The organism is Corallococcus sp. RDP092CA, assembly GCF_041903675.1.
In the GTDB taxonomy this organism is placed as follows: Bacteria; Myxococcota; Myxococcia; order Myxococcales; family Myxococcaceae; genus Corallococcus.
The window spans coordinates 1-13,720 of sequence record NZ_JAYESI010000016.1 but is presented as its reverse complement, the minus strand read 5'-3'; the positions used below and the strand labels follow the sequence as shown (position 1 = coordinate 13,720).

At 70.9% G+C, this 13,720-nt stretch carries 12 protein-coding genes and 1 CRISPR repeat array; of the genes, 10 read left to right on the top strand and 2 right to left on the bottom strand.

Annotated features, from left to right (window positions below; translation table 11 throughout):
• Window positions 1-3: 3 nt before the first annotated feature.
• Both U8525_RS18410 and adh read right to left on the bottom strand, forming a co-directional pair.
• Entirely contained in the window at window positions 4-393 is a 390-nt protein-coding gene (locus U8525_RS18410; RefSeq protein ID WP_374267453.1) for a DUF779 domain-containing protein, read from the bottom strand.
• A 9-nt stretch (window positions 394-402) separates the two neighbouring features.
• On the bottom strand, window positions 403-1,929 hold the full coding sequence (gene adh / locus U8525_RS18405; protein ID WP_374267451.1) for an aldehyde dehydrogenase: 1,527 nt from the start codon (window positions 1,927-1,929) through the stop codon (window positions 403-405).
• Window positions 1,930-2,234: 305 nt separating this feature from the next.
• On the opposite strand from adh, the gene U8525_RS18400 reads away from it, so the two are divergent.
• From U8525_RS18400 to cas2, 10 genes are all read left to right on the top strand, one after another.
• Entirely contained in the window at window positions 2,235-2,906 is a 672-nt protein-coding gene (locus U8525_RS18400) for a phosphoribosyltransferase (RefSeq protein WP_374267449.1), read from the top strand.
• Window positions 2,907-2,926: 20 nt separating this feature from the next.
• Window positions 2,927-3,628: a dienelactone hydrolase family protein gene (locus U8525_RS18395; protein WP_374267447.1), complete on the top strand. Its 702-nt coding sequence runs from the start codon at window positions 2,927-2,929 to the stop codon at window positions 3,626-3,628.
• A complete protein-coding gene (locus U8525_RS18390) occupies window positions 3,625-4,575 on the top strand; it encodes a ribokinase (protein WP_374267445.1) in 951 nt (316 codons plus the stop codon). The genes U8525_RS18395 and U8525_RS18390 overlap by 4 nt, the downstream gene beginning before the upstream one ends.
• Before the next feature lie 112 nt (window positions 4,576-4,687).
• The gene (locus U8525_RS18385) at window positions 4,688-6,931 is read left to right on the top strand and encodes a CRISPR-associated endonuclease Cas3'' (protein ID WP_374267443.1); all 2,244 of its coding nucleotides are present in this window, start codon (window positions 4,688-4,690) and stop codon (window positions 6,929-6,931) included.
• 31 nt (window positions 6,932-6,962) lie between these two features.
• Entirely contained in the window at window positions 6,963-7,625 is a 663-nt protein-coding gene (gene cas5c / locus U8525_RS18380; RefSeq protein WP_374267441.1) for a type I-C CRISPR-associated protein Cas5c, read from the top strand.
• Window positions 7,622-9,373 (top strand): type I-C CRISPR-associated protein Cas8c/Csd1, encoded by a 1,752-nt coding sequence (cas8c, locus tag U8525_RS18375; RefSeq protein WP_374267437.1) that lies wholly within the window; start codon window positions 7,622-7,624, stop codon window positions 9,371-9,373. Before cas5c ends, cas8c begins: the two co-directional genes overlap by 4 nt.
• A 42-nt stretch (window positions 9,374-9,415) precedes the next feature.
• Complete coding sequence (gene cas7c / locus U8525_RS18370) at window positions 9,416-10,354, top strand: type I-C CRISPR-associated protein Cas7/Csd2 (RefSeq protein ID WP_374267435.1); 939 nt, start codon at window positions 9,416-9,418, stop codon at window positions 10,352-10,354.
• Window positions 10,351-11,010, top strand: a complete 660-nt coding sequence (gene cas4 / locus U8525_RS18365) for a CRISPR-associated protein Cas4 (protein WP_374267433.1) — start codon at window positions 10,351-10,353, stop codon at window positions 11,008-11,010. The genes cas7c and cas4 overlap by 4 nt, the downstream gene beginning before the upstream one ends.
• Window positions 11,007-12,035, top strand: a complete 1,029-nt coding sequence (cas1c, locus tag U8525_RS18360; protein WP_374267431.1) for a type I-C CRISPR-associated endonuclease Cas1c — start codon at window positions 11,007-11,009, stop codon at window positions 12,033-12,035. The genes cas4 and cas1c overlap by 4 nt, the downstream gene beginning before the upstream one ends.
• A gap of 6 nt (window positions 12,036-12,041) precedes the next feature.
• Window positions 12,042-12,332 (top strand): CRISPR-associated endonuclease Cas2, encoded by a 291-nt coding sequence (gene cas2, locus U8525_RS18355; protein ID WP_374267429.1) that lies wholly within the window; start codon window positions 12,042-12,044, stop codon window positions 12,330-12,332.
• Between the two features lie 183 nt (window positions 12,333-12,515).
• Window positions 12,516-13,696: direct repeats of the CRISPR family, unit length 37 nt; unit sequence GTCGCTCCGCTCTTCGGGGCGGAGCGTGGGTTGAAAC.
• Window positions 13,697-13,720 lie beyond the last annotated feature (24 nt).

Sequence of the window (13,720 nt, the reverse complement as noted above, 5' to 3'; positions counted from 1 at the left end):
CCTTCAGTGCTGGGGCCCCTTGGGCGGCGGCCCCTCCTGTTCGAGCGCGCGGTGCTCGTCGTCGGTGAAGAGGCGCGAGCGGATGAGGAAGCGCACGCCCTCCGGGGCCTCGACGGAGAAGCCGCTGCCGCGCCCGGGCACCACGTCCACGGTGAGGTGGGTGTGGCGCCAGAGCTGGAACTGCGGGCCGGAGATGTAGAAGGGCGTGCCGACGATTTCACCCAGGTACACGTCCTCCTGTCCCACGCGGAAGTCCCCGCGCGGGAAGCACATGGGCGCGCTGCCGTCGCAGCAGCCGCCGGACTGGTGGAAGAGGAGCGGGCCGTGGAGGCCCTGCATCTTGCGGAGCAGGGCCTCGGCGGCCGGCGTGACGTCGACGCGCGGCACGGGCATGGGCGTGGCCTAGAAGAAGCCCATGGGCTTCGGGTCGTAGCTGACGAGCATGTTCTTCGTCTGCTGGTAGTGATTGAGCATCATCTTGTGCGTCTCGCGGCCGATGCCGGACTGCTTGTAGCCGCCGAAGGCCGCGTGCGCGGGGTACAGGTGGTAGCAGTTCACCCAGACGCGGCCCGCCTGGATGCCGCGGCCCATGCGGTACGCGGTGTTGGTGTCGCGCGTCCACACGCCGGCGCCCAGGCCGTAGAGCGTCTCGTTGGCCAGCGCGAGCGCGTCCGCCGTGTCCTTGAACTTCGTCACCGCGACGACGGGGCCGAAGATCTCCTCCTGGAAGATGCGCATCTTGTTGTGGCCCTCGAAGATGGTGGGCTCCACGTAGAAGCCCTCCGCCAGCGCGCCGGACAGCGTCTTGCGACCGCCGCCGGTGAGCACCTTCGCGCCCTCCTTCCTGCCGATGTCCAGGTAGCTGAGGATCTTCTCCAGCTGGTCGTTGGACGCCTGCGCGCCAATCTGCGTCGCGGTGTCCAGCGGGTTGCCCTGCACGATGCGCTTCGTGCGCTCCACGGCCCTGGCGATGAACTCGTCGTAGAAGCGCTCGGCGACGAGCGAGCGCGACGGGCAGGTGCAGACCTCGCCCTGGTTGAGGGCGAACATGGCGAAGCCCTCCAGCGCCTTCTGGGCGAAGTCGTCGTCCCTGGCGAAGACGTCCTCGAAGAAGATGTTGGGGGACTTGCCGCCCAGCTCCAGGGTGACCGGGATGATGTTCTCGGAGGCGTACTGCATGATGAGCCGGCCGGTGGTCGTCTCACCCGTGAAGGCGATCTTGGAGATGCGCTTGTTGCTGGCGAGCGGCTTGCCGGCCTCGATGCCGAAGCCGTTCACGATGTTGAGCACGCCGGGCGGGAGCAGGTCGCCCACCAGCTCCGCGAACTTGAGGATGGTGACGGGGGTCTGCTCCGCGGGCTTGAGCACCACGCAGTTGCCGGCGGCCAGCGCGGGGGCCAGCTTCCACGCGGCCATCAGCAGCGGGAAGTTCCAGGGGATGATCTGCCCCACGACGCCGAGCGGCTCGTTGAAGTGGTAGGCGACGGTGTTGTCGTCCAGCTGGCTGAGCGTGCCCTCCTGCCCGCGGATGCAGCCGGCGAAGTAGCGGAAGTGGTCGATGGCGAGCGGCAGGTCCGCGGCGAGCGTCTCGCGGACGGGCTTGCCGTTGTCCCACGTCTCGGAGACGGCGAGCATCTCCAGGTTCTGCTCCATGCGGTCGGCGATCTTCAGCAGGATGTTGGCCCGCTCGCCCGCGGCCATCCGGCCCCACGCGTCCTTCGCCTTGTGCGCCGCGTCCAGCGCCTTCTCGATGTCCTCCGCCGTGGACCGCGGAATCTCGCAGAAGGGGCGGCCGGTGACGGGGCTGATGTTCTCGAAGTACTGGCCCTTCACGGGCGGGACGAACTCACCGCCGATGTAGTTGCCGTAGCGGCTCTTGTACTCGACCTTGCTGCCCTTCTGACCCGGCGCTTCATAGACCTTCGACATGGGGGCTCCCTGCGTTGGTTTTGACGCACTCCTGAGGGGTTTTGACGCGGAACAGACCATAGGCAGGTGACGCTCTGCGTCATGTGCGCAGGGGCGGATGTAAATGTTTGTTAATGGTTGATCGCCGGGTCAGGTGCCCCAAAGGCATACACGGCGCGGTCGTGTCCGCCCCGGGGCGGTGGGCGCTGGGCGAGCGCGCCGTCACCCGGGCGCGATGCGAGCGGGCAGGCAGGGTGCCCTTGCTGCCGCCCCCCAGGTCTTCCACCTCAAGAGGGAGGACGTCTCGCAGGTCCTGGGAGCATGACATGCAACTGTTTCGAGACCGCTTCGACGCCGGCCGAGCGCTGGGCCAACGGCTGCGTGTGCGGCTCGGGGGTGGGGGGGACCGGCTGGTGCTGGCGCTGCCGCGCGGCGGCGTACCGGTGGGGTTCGAGGTCGCTCGGGCGCTGGGCGCGCCGCTGGACGTGTTCGTGGTGCGCAAGCTCGGCACGCCGGGGCACGAGGAGCTGGCCATGGGAGCCATCGCCACGGGCGGGGTCCAGGTCCTCAATGAGGGCGTGGTGCGGAGGCTGGGGATCCCCGGGGCGGCCATCGCGGCGGTGGCGGAGCGCGAGGCGCGGGAGCTGCTCCGGCGGGAGCGGCTCTTCCGTGACGGCAGGCCCCAGGCGCGCGTGGAGGGGCGGACGGTGGTCCTCGTCGATGACGGGCTGGCCACGGGCTCCACCATGCGGGCGGCGCTCCGAGCGCTCCGCCAGCAGCGCCCCGCGCGCATCGTGATGGGCGTGCCGGTGGCGGCGCCGGAGACCTGCGAGTCGCTCCAGGGGGAGGCGGACGCGGTCCTCTGCGTCCACACGCCGACGCCGTTCTACGCGGTGGGCCAATGGTACGAGGACTTCACGCAGACCACCGACGACGAGGTGCGCGAGCTGCTGGCGCGAGCGGCGCACGGAGAAGGGGCTGCCTCGCAGGCGCCGTGAGCCCGGCGGAGGGTTGAAGGATGGCTGAGCAACGAATCACGGAGCACACGGTGCGGATGGAGGCGGAGCCCGGCGTGTGGCTGGACGGGACACTGAGCGTGCCGGAGGCGCCCTCGGGCGTGGTGCTGTTCGCGCACGGCAGCGGCAGCAGCCGCTTCAGCCCGCGCAACCGGTACGTCGCGGGCGTGTTTCAGCACGCGGGCCTGGCGACGCTGCTCATGGACCTGCTCACGCGGGACGAGGAGGAGGCCGAGCGGTGGACGCGGCACCTGCGCTTCGACATCGAGCTGCTGGCGCGGCGGCTGCTGGGGGCCGCGCGGTGGCTGGCGCGGGTGCCGGAGCTGGGAAGCCAGCCACTCGGGTTGATGGGGTCGAGTACGGGGGTCGGGGCGGCGCTGGTGGCCGCCGGGCGTGCGCCCGAAGCCATTCAGGCGGTGGTGTCCCGAGGCGGCCGTCCGGACCTCGCGGGCGCCGTGCTGCCGGCGGTGCGGGCGCCGACGCTGCTCATCGTGGGTGGGGACGACACGCAGGTGATCGCGCTCAACCGTCAGGCGATGCAGGCGCTGCGCGCGCACAAGCGGCTGGAGATCGTTCCCGGCGCGACCCACCTCTTCGAGGAGCCGGGGACGCTCAAGCAGGCGGCGGGGCTGGCCCGGAACTGGTTCCTCCAGCACCTGGCTCCGGCCGCGCGGGAGCGCCTGTCCGGCGAGGTCCCGCCATGAGCCCGCGTCCTCGCATCGCGGTGCTGGGGGGCGTGGCCACGGACTACCTGGTGCGCGGCCCGTCGCTGCCGGAGACGGGGGGGAGCGCGGAGGGGGACCTCTTCCAGGAGGCGCTCGGAGGGAAGGGGGCCAACGGCGCGGTGGCCGCCGTGAGGCTGGGGGCGGATGCCACGTTGGTGGCGAGGGTCGGGACGGATCGGCGCGGCCTGGAGCAGCTGACGTGGCTGGAGCGGGAGGGCGTGTCGCTGGAGTCGGTGGTGTCCGAGCCGGAGGCGCCTGCTGGCGCGGTGCTGGTGATGGTGGATGGGCGCGGGAGGAAGCAGACCTTCTCCGCGCCGGGCGCCAATCACAGGCTCTCCATCCGGGATGTGCTGCGGAGCGCGGAGCGGATCGCCGCCGCGAAGGTCCTGCTCGTGCAGTTGGAGGTGCCGCTGTCCGCGGTCCAGGCGGCGGTCCGGCTGGCGCGAGCCGCCGGTGTGCGGGTGGTGTTGGATCCCGCGCCGGCCATGACGCTGCCGGAGGTGTTGCTGGAAGATGTCCACGTCATCCGGCCCAACGCCGCCGAGGCCCGGACGCTGACGGGCATCCCGGTGCATGACCGGGCCTCCGCGAGCCGTGCCGCGAGCAACCTGCTGATGCGCGGCGTGGGCGCGGCCATCATCGCGGCGCCGGGCGGCAGCCTGCTCTTGTCACGGGAGGAGGAGGCGTGGCTGCCCGAGCTGCCGGTGGACAGCGTGGACTCCACCGGAGCGGGGGATGCGTTCTCCGCGGCGCTGGCCGTCTCCCTGGCGGAGTCCCAGCCGCTGCTCACCGCCGCGCGCTTCGCTCAGGCGGCCGCGGCCATCGCGACGACGCGGTTGGGGGCGCAGGGGGGCTTGCCCTATCGGGACGAGGTGCTCGGCTTGCTCTCGGATGTGCAGCTGGAGGTCCAGGTCGGGCCGCCGTAGCGGAGACGTTCAAGACACATCGTCCGCTGTCTCACCATGCCTCTTCTGGGGGATGCCGGCGCGCATGGGCCTTGCTCCATGCTGACGCCACTCATCGCCAGGGGGGCACATTTTGTCTGATGCACACGCGGCCTGGGCACACGTGGATGAGCAGGGCCGGCCGCACCTGCTCGAGGAGCACCTGGAGGCCGTGGGCGAGCTGGCTGCGCGGTTCGCGCGGCGCTTCGGCTCCGAGGAGTGGGCGCGGCTCGCGGGCCGGTGGCACGACCTGGGGAAGTACACGGTCGCGTTCCAGAACATGATCCGCCGTGAGAACGGCATCGAGGCCCACCTGGAGCAGCAGGGGCCGGTGGGCCCGCGAGACCACTCCACGGCGGGAGCGCTGCATGCGCGGGCGATGCTGGGCGGTCAGGGATTGTTCCTGGCGTTCATCATCGCGGGACACCACAGCGGCCTGGCGGACAAGGAGCAGCTCGAATTGGACCGGCTCAACGCGCCGGACCGTCAGGCGCTGTACGCGCAGGCCCTGAAGTGGCCCATCCCGGAGGGGCTGCTGCGCCCCCATGCGCGCCCGGCGGTTCCGTCCTTTCTGGCCCCCAGGCCGGGGGGCCAGGAGTCGGCGCGCGAGCGGAGCCGGCGGTTGGAGATGTGGATCCGGATGAGCTTCTCCGCGCTCTGTGACGCGGACTTCCTGGACACGGAGGCCTTCTTCGACGCCGGGAGGGCCGCGCTGCGCGGCGGTGGTCCCTCCATCGAAGCGCTGCGCGACCGGCTGCGCGCGCACCTGGAGCGGCTGGAGGCGCGCGTGCGGGCGCGCGGACCGCTGTCGGAGGTGAACCGGGTGCGCTCCGAGGTGCTGGCCTCGTGTCTGGCCAAGGCCGCGGAGCGCCCTGGAATCTTCAGCCTGACGGTCCCCACGGGGGGCGGCAAGACGCTGGCGTCGATGGCGTTCGCGCTGGAGCACGCGGCGCGCAACGGGCTGGAGCGGGTGGTGGTGGCCATCCCATTCACCTCCATCATCGAGCAGAACGCGGCCGTCTACGCGGAGGCGCTGGGCGAGGACGCGGTGCTGGAGCACCACTCCGGTGGGGACCCGCAGCGGGAGACGAGCCGCAACCGCGTGGCGGCGGAGAACTGGGACCGCTCGGTCATCGTGACGACGACCGTGCAGCTCTTCGAGAGCCTGTTCGCGAACCGGCCCGGGCCGTGCCGCAAGCTGCACCGGCTGGCGGGCAGCGTCATCGTGCTGGACGAGGCGCAGACGCTGCCGCCCGACCTGCTCGCGCCCATCCTGGACGTGCTGCGAACGCTGGTGACGGACTACGGCGCGTCGGTGGTCATCTGCACCGCGACCCAGCCCGCGCTGGGACGACGCCCCGGCTTGCTGGAGGGCTTCGAGCAGGTGCGGGAGCTGGCGCCAGAGCCGCGCGAGGCCTTCGGGCGCCTGCGCCGGGTCCGGGTGCGCTGGCCCGCGTCGGAGGAGCCGCTGTCGCACGAGCACCTGGCGGAGGAGCTGGCGGCGGAGCGGAGCGTGCTGGCCATCGTGCATAAGCGTGCGGATGCGCGCGAGGTCTGCGAGGCGTTGGACCGGCGGCTGGGTGACGAATCCACCTTCCACCTGTCCGCGCTCATGTGCGCGGCGCACCGGGGCGAGGTGCTGGGGAGGATCCGCGAGGCGGTGGCGAGGGGCGACTCCGTGCGCGTGGTGTCCACGCAGCTCGTGGAGGCGGGCGTGGACCTGGACTTCCCCGTGGTCTACCGCGCGCTGGGCGGGCTGGACGCGCTGGCCCAGGCCGCGGGCCGGTGCAACCGCGAGGGCCGGCTGGAGGAGGGCGGAGAGCTGCGCGTGTTCCTGTCGCCCACGAAGCCGCCGAGGGGCGTGGCGCGGACCGCGATGGCGGTGACGCAGGGGCTGCGCGCGGAGGCGCCGGACCTGGACCTCTTCGACCCGGCCCTGTTCCAGCGCTACTTCCATGGGCTCTACAGCGCGAAGTCCCTGGACGCGAAGGGCCTCCTGCCGCTCCGGGAGGCCCTGTGCTTCAGGACGACGGCGGAGCTGTTCCAGTTCATCGAGGACGACTGGTCCGCGCCGGTGGTCGTTCCGTATGGCGATGCGCGGGAGGCGGTCGCGGAGCTGGAGCGGCTGGGGCCCTCGCGTGAGCGCTTGCGGCGCCTGCAACGCTTCACGGTGAACGTGGAGAAGGGGAAGCGGGAGGCCTGGCTGAAGAGCCACTGCGCCCGCTGGGTGGCGGAGACGGTGGTGGTCCTGGAGGCCGCGGAGGGGGCCTACGACAAGCGTCTGGGGTTGGTGCCCGAGCGCGTGGGGACGTGGGCCCCCGAGAAGCTGGTCAGTTGATGAACGCGCGAACGACACGCGGGAGGGCGACATGAGTGCACAGGTGAGCCGGGTGTTTCGTCTCCGGGCCCGGGGGCCGGTGGCGTGTTTCAGCCGGCCGGAGATGAAGGTGGAGCGGGTGAGCTACGAGGTGATGACGCCCTCGGCGGCGCGGGGGTTGGTGGAGTCGGTGCTGTGGAAGCCCGCCATCCGCTGGCGCGTGCACGAGGTGGCGGTGCTGGCGCCCATCCAGTGGGTGAGCTTCCGCCGCAACGAGGTGAAGCAGCGGATGTCGCTGGGGACGGAGTTCTACGCGAGCGACCCGGACCGCCGGGCCCAGCGCAACACGGTGGCGCTGAAGAACGTGGACTACGTGGTGTCCGCCTCCTTCCACCTGACGGAGCGCGCCGGGCCCGAGGACAACCTGCGCAAGTTCGAGGAGATGTTCGAGCGCCGGCTGGAGAAGGGGCAGACGTTCCAGGCCCCGTACCTGGGCTGCCGCGAGTTCGCGGCGGCGGTGGAGCCCGCGCCCGAGGAGGTGGTGCCCATCCAGCCGGAGGTGGATCGGCCGCTGGGCCTGATGTTCTACGACTTCGACTATCGGCAGGACGGCGTGGTGCCGCTGTTCTTCGACGCGAGGTTGACCGGGGGGCGGCTGACGGTGCCGCCACTGGAAGCCGTGCTGCGCGAGCAGGGTGGGGAGGTGCGCCCATGATGGTTGGCGCGCTGTATGAGTATGCGCTGCGCGAGGGGCTGCTGGAGGACCCCGACGTCGAGCCGCTGGCCGTGGACTTCTTCCTGGTGGTGGCGGACGACGGCCGCTTCCTCACGCTGGTGCCCACCGCGGATGAGAAGGGCCGGGTTCCCCGACGGGATGTGCCGCGCATCCCCAAGCGGGCCAACGCCATCCTGCCCGGCTTCTTCGTGGACAACGCCAAGTATGTATTGGCTCACGGTGGAGATGAGGCCAAGGCGCGCCGCAACCCCGAGCGCAACGCGGCGTTCCGAGAGCTGGTGGACGCGGCGGCGAAGGAGACTCAAGACCCGGCGGCGCGCGCCGTGGCCGCGTTCCTGGGGCGGCTCGACTCGGAGCTGCCGCGCATCCTGAAGCAGCGCGCCGAGTGGACCGGTGAGGAGCGGCTGGCCTTCCGGTGGTCCGGGGATGACGTGCAGTTGGTGCATGAGCGGCCCGCGCTGCGCGAGGCCTGGCGCCGGAAGCGGAGCGCGGAGGAGGAAGACGGAGGACCGCCGATGCGGTGCCTGGTGACGGGGCGGTGGGGGCCGGTGGCCCGCCTGCATCCGTCCATCAAGCGGGTGCCGAACGCCCAGCCTGCGGGGGCGTCGCTGGTGTCCTTCAACGAGGAGGCGTTCTGCTCCCACGGCCTGGACCAGGGCTACAACGCGCCCATCTCCCGGCCCGTGGCGGAGGGCTACGTCACGGCGCTCAACCACATGCTGTCGGGAGATGGCGAGCGGCGCTTCCGGCGAGGGGTGGCGCTCGGCGAGGACGCGGTGGCGGTCTTCTGGACGCGCGAGGCCGAGCAGGCGGTGGATGCGCTGCTGGCCCTGCTCGACGCGCCGGCCACGCAGCAGGAGACCTCGAGCCCGCCGGGTGTGCGGCAGGCGCTCCACTTCGCGGAGGCTCCGCTGCGAGGCCTGGAGCCGGCGGCGTTCGATGACAGGCCCTTCTATGCGTTGGTGCTGGGAGGCAACGCGGCGCGCGTGGTGGTGCGCGAGTGGTTCGAGTCCTCGGTCCGCGACCTCAAGCAGAGCCTGGGGGAGTGGTTCGACGATCTACGGCTGGAGGGAGGCCGGGGCCGGCCCCTGCCTTTGTGGCAGTTGCTGCGGGCCGTGGAGCCGCCGGGGCGGAATGGCAATCCGCCGGATCTGGCCGGCAAGCTCCTGGGCGCGGCGATGATGCGCCGCCCGTTGCCTCGCGAGCTGCTGGCGGCGGCCCTGCGCCGCCTGCGCGTGCCCGACAAGGGCGATGCCCCCGGCTTCCTGCTGTACGCGCGTTGCGCGCTCATCAAGGCCACGCTGCTCCGGCTGCGGCGGCTCTCCCCTCGACTCCCGGAGGTATCCATGGCGCTGAACCCAGACAGTCCCGAGGTGTCCTATCAGTTGGGCCGGCTGTTCGCCGTGCTGGAGCGGCTCCAGTACGCGGCGCTGGGGAACGTGAACGCCAGCATCAAGGACCGCTACTTCGGCGCCGCGATGGCGAACCCGGGCGTCGTGATGCCCAGGCTGATCCGGCTCTCGACGGCCCACGCGGCGAAGGCGGATCGCTCGGGCCGCTGGCTGGACAAGCTGATGGGGCAGATCATGGACCGGTTCCCCTCGAAGTCCTGGCCCCACACGCTGACGCTGGAGGCCCAGGGCCTGTTCGCCGTGGGCTACTACCAGCAACGCGAGGATTTCTTCCGCAAGGCGGCATCCGCGGACGCCGAGCAGCCCGAGACCTGAACCCACCTTCTCCCCTGTCTGTCTTTTTGGAGTGAATGACCCATGTCCGACCTCAAGAACCGCTACGACTTCGTCCTGTTGTTCGATGTGAAGGATGGCAACCCGAACGGTGACCCCGACGCGGGCAACCTGCCGCGCATCGACCCGGAGACGGGCCACGGGCTCGTCACCGACGTGTGCCTCAAGCGCAAGGTGCGCAACTACGTGCAGCTCGTCCACGGCGACGCGGATGGACATGACATCTACGTGAAGGAGCGCGGGGTGCTCTCCGCGCTCCACGCGGAGGCGTACGCGCGGCTGGGGCTGAAGGCGCAGGAGCCCGGGGCGGAGGCCGCGGCGGACTCGCCGAAGGGGGAGGGCAAGGGCAAGGCGGAGAAGAAGCCGCGCAAGTCCTCGGAAGGAGAGGTGGTGCGCAAGGTGCGCGGCGAGATGTGCCGGCGCTACTTCGACGTGCGGACCTTCGGGGCGGTGATGTCCCTGAAGGAGGCCAACGCGGGGCAGGTGCGGGGGCCGGTGCAGCTCACGTTCGGACGGTCGTTGGACCCGGTGGTGTCGGCGGAGCACACCATCACGCGCATGGCGGTGGCGACGCAGAAGGAGGCGGACAACCAGGGCGGAGACAACCGCACCATGGGCCGCAAGACCACGGTGCCCTACGGCCTGTACCGTGCGCACGGCTTCGTGTCGCCGTCGCTGGCGAAGCAGACGGGCTTCGGCGAGGCGGACCTGGACCTGCTGTGGAAGGCGCTGGTGGAGATGTTCGACCACGACCGGAGCGCCGCGCGTGGGCTGATGGCGACGCGGCGCCTGCTGGTGTTCCGGCACGCGAGTGAGCTGGGCAACGCGCCCGCGCACAAGCTGTTCGACGCCGTGTCGGTGCGGCGCAAGGACGACTCGAAGCCGCCGCGTGACTTCGCGGACTACGCGCTGAGCGTGGGCAGCGTCCCGCAGGGCGTGGAGGTGATGGAGCTGGGCGGATGAGCGGAGGGCCCAGCGAGTCCGATGCCCTGGTGCCCATCTCTGGCTTGCAGCACCTCGTGTACTGCGAGCGGCAGGCGGCGCACATCCACGTCGAGCGGGTCTGGGAGGAGGACGCGGCGACCGTGGCGGGGAGGCTCTTCCATGAACGGGTGGACCGGGCGGGGAGCGAGCGCCGTGGGGCCGGGAGGGTGGTGAGGGCGCTGCCGCTGCGCTCGGAGCGGCTGGGTCTGGTGGGGCAGGCGGACGCGGTGGAGTACCACGCGGACGCGTCGGTGCCGGGAGGGTGGCGGCCCTTCCCGGTGGAGCACAAGCGGGGGCGGCTGAAGTCGGAGCGCGCGGACCGGGTGCAGCTGTGCGCCCAGGCGCTGTGCCTGGAGGAGATGCACGGCGTGGCGGTGCCGGAGGGCGCGCTCTTCTACGGCGCGAGCCACCGGCGGGTGGGCGTGCGGTTCGACGTGGCGCTGCGGCAGGAGACGGAGGCCGCGGCGCGCCGGCTGGCGGGCTTCATCCAGGAGCGGCGGGTGCCGCGCGCGGTGTTCGACGCGCGGTGCCCGCCGTGCTCGTTGCGGGCGCGCTGTCTGCCGGAGCCGGTGTCCCAGCCGGGACGGGCGGCCCGGCATCTGGCGCGGATGCTGAACCTGGAGGAGGGGGAGTGAGCCTTCAGCTCAACACGCTCTTCGTGACGACGGACGGGGCGTACCTGCGCAAGGACCACGAGACGGTGGTGGTCCGGGTGGAGGAGACGACACGGATCCAGGTGCCGTTGCAGCACCTGGCGTCGGTGGTGTGTTTTGGCCGGGTGGGTGTGTCGCCGGAGCTGATGTCCGCGCTGGCGGAGGCGGGCGTGCACGTGGCGTTCTTCTCTCCCACGGGGCGTTCCCTGGCGCGGGTGGAGGGCGTGCCTGGGGGGAACGTGGTGCTGCGCCGGGGGCAGTTCCGGTGCGCGGACGACGCGGCCCGCACGCTGGAGCTGGCGCGGGCGATGGTGGCGGGCAAGGTCTACAACGCGCGGCAGTTCCTGCTGCACGCGAGGCGCGACGCGGCGGAGGTCCGGAGGCAGGGCCTGGCGGACGCGGCGGAGCAGTTGGCGTCGAGCCTGCGAGCGTTGGGGCGCGCCGGGACGCTGGACGCGGTGCGAGGTGTGGAGGGGAACGCGGCGCGGGAGTACTTCGCGGCGTTTCCCCTGCTGGTGAAGCGGGAGGAGGAGGCGTTCCGGTTCGGGGGGCGGAGCCGGAGGCCGCCGAAGGATCGCATCAACGCCCTGCTGTCGTTCGGGTACGCGTTGCTGGCGCAGGACTGCGCGGGAGCCGCGGCGGGGGTGGGGCTGGACGCGGCGGTGGGGTATCTGCACGAGGAGCGGCCGGGCCGGCTGTCGTTGGCCCTGGACCTGATGGAGGAGCTGCGGGCGGCGGTGGTGGACCGGCTGGTGTTGTCGTTGGTGAACCGGGGACAGGTGGGGCCGGGTGACTTCGTGGAGGATGCCGCGGGTGGGTGGAGGATGAGCGACGCGGCGAGGAAGACGTTCCTGGTGGCATACCAGGAGGCGAAGCAGGTGGAGGTCCAGCACGAGTTCCTCGGGCAGCAGGTGCCCTGGGGCCGGGTGCCGCATCTCCAGGCGCTGTTGCTGGCGCGGGTGATCCGGGGCGACCTGGAGGTGTATCCGCCCTTCCGGGTGAGGTGAGAGGGGATGCTCGTGCTGGTCTGCTACGACGTGGCGAACGATGACGCGGCGGGGGCCCGGCGGCTGCGGCGCATCGCGGAGGCGTGCAAGGACCACGGGGTCCGGGTGCAGTATTCGTTGTTTGAGTGTCGGGTGGGGAAGCGCGAATGGGTGGCCTTGCGCCAGCGGTTGTTGGATGAGGCGGAGCTGACGAAGGACAGCCTGCGCTTCTATTTCCTGCACGCGGACGAGGAGGCCCGGTGCGAGCACCACGGAGTGAGGCCGCCCCTGGATCCCACGGGGCCGCTCATCGTGTGATGTGCGCCGCGAACCTGGATGGACGGAGCGGCCGCCCGAGGTTCGCGCTCGGAGAAACCCGAGCGGGTCCGCGGGGTTGCGAGGAGGGCGTGGTCCGATTGTCGAGGATGGACAGTGGGGGCGTGGAGGTTCGCGGAAATGGGCGGATTTTCTTTGGAAACTTCATAGGTTATGACCAGTAGGGTCGCTCCGCTCTTCGGGGCGGAGCGTGGGTTGAAACTCGTAGAGCGTCAGGCCATCGATGGCGAACGTCAGTCGCTCCGCTCTTCGGGGCGGAGCGTGGGTTGAAACCGCAAGCAGCATCTGGCGGCGCTGTTGCGGCGGCTGCGTCGCTCCGCTCTTCGGGGCGGAGCGTGGGTTGAAACGACGCAGACGCGCTGGGGGACATCGGGCAGGCGACGTCGCTCCGCTCTTCGGGGCGGAGCGTGGGTTGAAACCGAACGGTCGCATCGTGGTGTAGAGCTGCGCCTCGTCGCTCCGCTCTTCGGGGCGGAGCGTGGGTTGAAACCCCGTGATGCGAGACACCGTGGTGGAGGGCAAGCGTCGCTCCGCTCTTCGGGGCGGAGCGTGGGTTGAAACGTGCCCCAGTCGCTCAAGAACCTGGAGCAGAAGTCGCTCCGCTCTTCGGGGCGGAGCGTGGGTTGAAACTTCAACTCCTCCACCTGAGCCTCAGCCGTGTCGGTCGCTCCGCTCTTCGGGGCGGAGCGTGGGTTGAAACCGGATGCCATCAACCAACGTCGCATTGTCCGCCGTCGCTCCGCTCTTCGGGGCGGAGCGTGGGTTGAAACTTGGCGACCATGACCAATGGGACCGGACGTGGTGGTCGCTCCGCTCTTCGGGGCGGAGCGTGGGTTGAAACGTCGGCGCGCTACTCGGCTACGGCGCGGCATGCGTCGTCGCTCCGCTCTTCGGGGCGGAGCGTGGGTTGAAACGCCACCATGCGCCCGGCAATCGCGAAGCGCGTGGAGTCGCTCCGCTCTTCGGGGCGGAGCGTGGGTTGAAACCTGAACCTGAGCGAGCGTCGCGCCAGCCACAGCTCGTCGCTCCGCTCTTCGGGGCGGAGCGTGGGTTGAAACAGCTCAAAGGACCAGTCCGCGCTGCTTCCCATCAGTCGCTCCGCTCTTCGGGGCGGAGCGTGGGTTGAAACGCCACGACGGTCGAGCACTCGCGGCAGCTCGTCGAGTCGCTCCGCTCTTCGGGGCGGAGCGTGGGTTGAAACTGAGGCGCTGAACAGGTTGGCCACGTCGAAGTCAGTGTCGCTCCGCTCTTCGGGGCGGAGCGTGGGTTGAAACCAGTCGGAAGCCGAGCTGGACCGGCTGCGGCTGGAGTCGCTCCGCTCTTCGGGGCGGAGCGTGGGTTGAAACACCATCAAAGGCACAAAGTTCTGC